Source organism: Aeromicrobium sp., from assembly GCF_036676885.1.
In the GTDB taxonomy this organism is placed as follows: Bacteria; Actinomycetota; Actinomycetes; order Propionibacteriales; family Nocardioidaceae; genus Aeromicrobium.
In genome coordinates, this window is the sequence record NZ_JAKFCB010000106.1 from 1 (window position 1) to 4,229 (window position 4,229).

The 4,229-nt window shown below is 72.3% G+C and carries 4 protein-coding genes and 1 pseudogene; 3 read left to right on the forward strand and 2 right to left on the reverse strand.

Annotation, left to right across the window (positions count from 1 at the left end):
• The 3 genes and pseudogenes from V6M46_RS05320 to cofE all read left to right on the forward strand — a co-directional run.
• Window positions 1-673, forward strand: a pseudogene (locus V6M46_RS05320) (NAD(P)/FAD-dependent oxidoreductase); the annotation flags it as partial.
• Between the two features lie 29 nt (window positions 674-702).
• Entirely contained in the window at window positions 703-1,680 is a 978-nt protein-coding gene (cofD, locus tag V6M46_RS05325; protein ID WP_332662740.1) for a 2-phospho-L-lactate transferase, read from the forward strand.
• A 1-nt stretch (window position 1,681) separates the two neighbouring features.
• Window positions 1,682-2,650 (forward strand): coenzyme F420-0:L-glutamate ligase, encoded by a 969-nt coding sequence (gene cofE, locus V6M46_RS05330; protein ID WP_332662741.1) that lies wholly within the window; start codon window positions 1,682-1,684, stop codon window positions 2,648-2,650.
• Here the strand turns inward: cofE and cofC are convergent.
• Complete coding sequence (gene cofC / locus V6M46_RS05335; protein ID WP_332662742.1) at window positions 2,640-3,293, reverse strand: 2-phospho-L-lactate guanylyltransferase; 654 nt, start codon at window positions 3,291-3,293, stop codon at window positions 2,640-2,642. The two genes, cofE and cofC, sit on opposite strands and share 11 nt — an antisense overlap.
• Window positions 3,290-4,229 (reverse strand): 5-amino-6-(D-ribitylamino)uracil--L-tyrosine 4-hydroxyphenyl transferase CofH (cofH, locus tag V6M46_RS05340; RefSeq protein WP_332662743.1); only part of this gene is annotated, 940 nt, incomplete at its 5' end. The genes cofH and cofC, both read right to left, overlap by 4 nt.

Here is a 4,229-nt window from a genome sequence, read left to right on the forward strand (position 1 = left end):
CGTGCATGCCGGCATCACGATCGACCGGGTCGACCACGACGGCACCCGGTTCGCCGTGACCTGCGGCGACACGACGTACGAGGCCGAGCAGCTGCTCGTGGCCGCCGGCCGCAGGTCGCGCCTCGACGACATCGGTCTGGAAACCGTCGGCGTCGAGGTGGAGCGGTTCCTCACGGTCGGCGACGACATGCAGGTCACCGGTGGCAATGCGTCCGGGGGCCTCTGGGCGATCGGCGACATCGTCGGCCGCGGCGCGTTCACGCACCTGTCGATGTACCACTCCGAGCGCGCCGCCAGGGCGATCCTCGGCGAGCCGTTGGGGGAGTACGACACCAGCTTTCCGCGGGTCACGTTCACCGATCCCGAGGTCGGCGGCGTCGGCATCACGGAGGCGCAGGCGCGGGATCGTGGCATCAACGTGCGTGTCGGGCTGACGGACGTCTCGGCGAGCAGCCGCGGCTTCGTCCACGGCATCGGCAACGAGGGCCTGATCAAGCTCGTGATCGATGCCGACCGCGATGTCATCGTGGGCGCGACGAGCGCCGGGCCGACGGGCGGCGAGACGTTGTCTGCCCTGGCGTTCGCGGTGCGCGCCGAGATCCCGCTCGCGACGCTCCGCAACACGGTCTACGCCTACCCGACGTTCTGGCGCGCGATCGAGTCGGCGCTCTGAGCTCGCGCCCCCTCGGGCAGACTGAGCGCATGCGGATCACGGTGCTGTCGGGCGGAGTCGGAGGGGCCAACTTCCTGTCGGGGCTGCTGGACGCGGTCGGCCCGGAGGACGAGGTCACGGTCATCGGCAACACCGCCGACGACATCTGGCTGTTCGGCCTGCGCGTGTGTCCCGACCTCGACACCGTGATGTACACCCTCGGCGGCGGCATCGACCCCGACCGCAAGTGGGGCCGCACCGACGAGACGTGGAACGCCAAGGAAGAGCTCATGGCGTACGGCGTCGACAACACCTGGTTCGGGCTCGGCGACCGCGACCTCGCGACCCACCTCATCCGCACGCAGCTGTGGCACGAGGGCACCGGCCTGACCGAGATCACCCAGCGGCTCTGCGAGCGATGGAAGCCCGGCGTACGCCTGCTGCCGATGACCGAGGACGAGGTCGAGACCCACATCGGCGTCGACGGCGAGGACGGCCTCGACCTGATCCACTTCCAGGAGTACTGGATCCGCCTCGGAGCCCGGGTGCCGGTGCGGGAGGTCGAGTTCCGCGGCGCGGAGGAAGCCACCGCTGCGCCGGGCGTGGTCGAGGCGATCCTCGGCGCCGACCGGGTGATCCTGCCGCCGTCCAACCCCATCGTCTCGATCGGCGCGATCCTGTCGGTCGCGGAGATCGCCGCTGCCGTACGTACGACCACCGCGCCCGTCGTCGGGGTCTCGCCGATCATCGGCGGCGCCGCCGTGCGGGGGATGGCCGACCAGCTGCTGACCGGGCTCGGCATCGAGCTCAGCGCCGCCGGGGTGGCGCGCCACCACGGCGCCCGGACGTCGGGGGGAGTGCTCGACGGCTGGCTCGTCGACAGCGCCGACCGGGCCGAGCTCGACGCGATCGAGAATGCCGGCATCGCCGCTCGCGCGGTCCCGCTCTACATGACCGACGCCGAGACCACCGCCCAGCTGGCCCGCGACACGCTCGCCCTCGCCGACACGCTGGCGACCGGGGCCTGACATGGTCCTGCGTGCGTGGCCGCTGGAGGGCATCGGCGAGATCAGGGCCGGCGACGACCTCGCGCGGATCATCGCTGAGCACCTCGACGAGCCGCTCGCGGACGGCGACGTCCTCGTCGTGACGAGCAAGGTCGTCAGCAAGGCTGCCGGGCTGGCGTCGGCCGGCGACCGTGATTCGTTGCTCGACGCCGAGACCGATCGGGTCGTGGCCCGGCGTGGGCAGACCCGCATCGTTCGTACGCACTCCGGCCTGACCCTCGCCGCTGCCGGGATCGACGCGTCCAACCTCGAGGCCGGCCTGGTCATCCCGCTGCCGGGTGATCCGGACGGCGCCGCGCGTGACCTGCGCGCTCGGCTCGAGGAGCTCACCGGCGTGCGCCTCGGGGTGGTCGTCAGCGACACCGCGGGACGGGCCTGGCGGATCGGGCAGACCGACATCGCGATCGGCGCCTCCGGCATCGCGCCCTTGCTGTCGTTCGCCGGCGTCGAGGACGCCTACGGCAACGTCCTCGCCGTCACCTCGCCTGCGGTCGCCGACGAGATCGCCGGCGCGGCCGACCTCGTGGCCGGCAAGCTCGACGGGCATCCCGTCGTCGTGCTGCGCGGGCTGCCGGCCGAGTGGTTCGGGCCGCACGAGGAGGGCGCCGCAGCGCTGGTCCGCGACGAGGACGGCGACCTGTTCGGCCTCGGCGCACGCGATGCCGTGCTGGCCGCGGCGTCGCGGGGCGAGCTGCCGCGCGGATTCCCGATGCCGGACGAGGACGACGACCTCATCGCCCTCGCGCGTGCCGGCGCCGATCTCTCGCTCGCCGACGTGACGGTGGCGCTGGACGGCTCGCTCGAGGTGCGCGCCCTGAGTGAGGACGGGGCGCCGGAGGCGTACGTGGAGGCCGGCGCGCTGGCCGAGCGGCTCCGCATCCTGGCCCGGGCGCTGCGCCGCGACGTCGTGATCGCAGTCGTCAGCGACTAGCGGCGGAGGGCTCGTCCGCGAGATCCGCGTACGTACGCCGGGTGTGTGGACCGAGACCCAGGCGGTCGGCGGCGACGAGGTCAGGGAGCATGTCGACGTCCTGCCGGAGGTTGTCCGCGGCTGCCAGCTCGTAGGCCCCGCGCTGGCGGTGTAGCTCGGCCGAGCCGGGACCGTAGCCGGGTCGCATCAGGCCCGGCGTGCTGCTCGTGAGGATCGTGGTGCCGTCGCCGTTGGCGTCCCGCACGAAGGCGAACGGATGCGCTGCGGCCACGAGCAGCAAGCCGGCCAGTGCGTCGGCCGTCAGCGCGGGCAGGTCGGACGGGACGACGGCGACCGGGGCGTACGGCCGCCGGTCGGCGGCCCAGGCGATGCCGTGGCGGATCGCCGACCCGAGCGTGTCGAGGGGCCGGTCCGCCGGCTCCTGGATGACCTGGGCGCCAGCGCCCTGGACGTACGAGACGACGAGCTCGCCGCGTGTCACGACGACGACCTCGCCCACCGCCGGGCAAGCCACCACGGCGGCGAGGGTGTCGCGGGCGAAGGCCTCGGCGAGGGTCCGGCGAACAGCCGGGTCGGCGTGGAGGCGGGACTTGGCCCGGTCCCACGACTTCATCGGCATGACCACGGTGAACGGCGTCGTCATCCCGCTGCCCTCACCGGCGACAGTCGCTCGTACGTCGTGGTGCGCTGGACCGCCTTGCGACCCGCCAGGGCCGCCATGGCCTCGAGCTCCTCGATCGACTTGCGGGAGCCGTTCGTCGACCCGGCCATGCGGCTGATGGTCTCCTCCATGAGGGTGCCGCCGAGGTCGTTGACCCCGCCCTGCAACACGTCCGTGCAGGTCTCGGGGCCGAGCTTGACCCACGAGCACTGGATGTTGTCGACCAGGCCGTGCAGCATGATCCGGGCCATCGCGTGCACGGCGCGGTTGTCGCGCACCGAGGGGCCGGGGCGGGCGACGCCGGCGAGGTAGATCGGCGACGACTGGTGCACGAACGGCAGCGGCACGAACTCGGTGAACCCGCCGGTCTCGCGCTGCAGGTCGGCGATCGTGCGCAGGTGGCCGACCCAGTGACCGGGGTGGTCGACGTGGCCGTACATCATCGTCGAGGTCGTCGGCAGGCCGATCTGGTGGGCCGTGCGGATGACGTCGAGCCACTCCGAGGTCGGCAGCTTGCCCTTGGTGAGCACCCAGCGCACGTCGTCGTCGAGGATCTCCGCGGCGGTGCCGGGCAGCGAGTCGACGCCGGACTCCTTGGCCCGCACCAGGAAGTCGCGCACGGACATGCCGGTGCGGGTCACGCCGTTCATGACCTCCATGGGGCTGAACGCGTGGACGTGCAGCCCGGGCTCGCGTTGCTTGACCGCCGCGGCGATGTCGAAGTAGGCCGTGCCGGGCAGCTCGGGATCGATGCCGCCCTGCATGCAGACCTCGGTCGCGCCGAACGCGACGGCTTCGCTGGCCCGGTCGCCGATCTCGTCGAGCGACAGCGTGTAGGCGTCGGCGTCCGTACGTCGTTGGGCGAACGCGCAGAACCGGCAGCCGGTGTAGCAGACGTTGGTGAAGTTGATGTTCCGG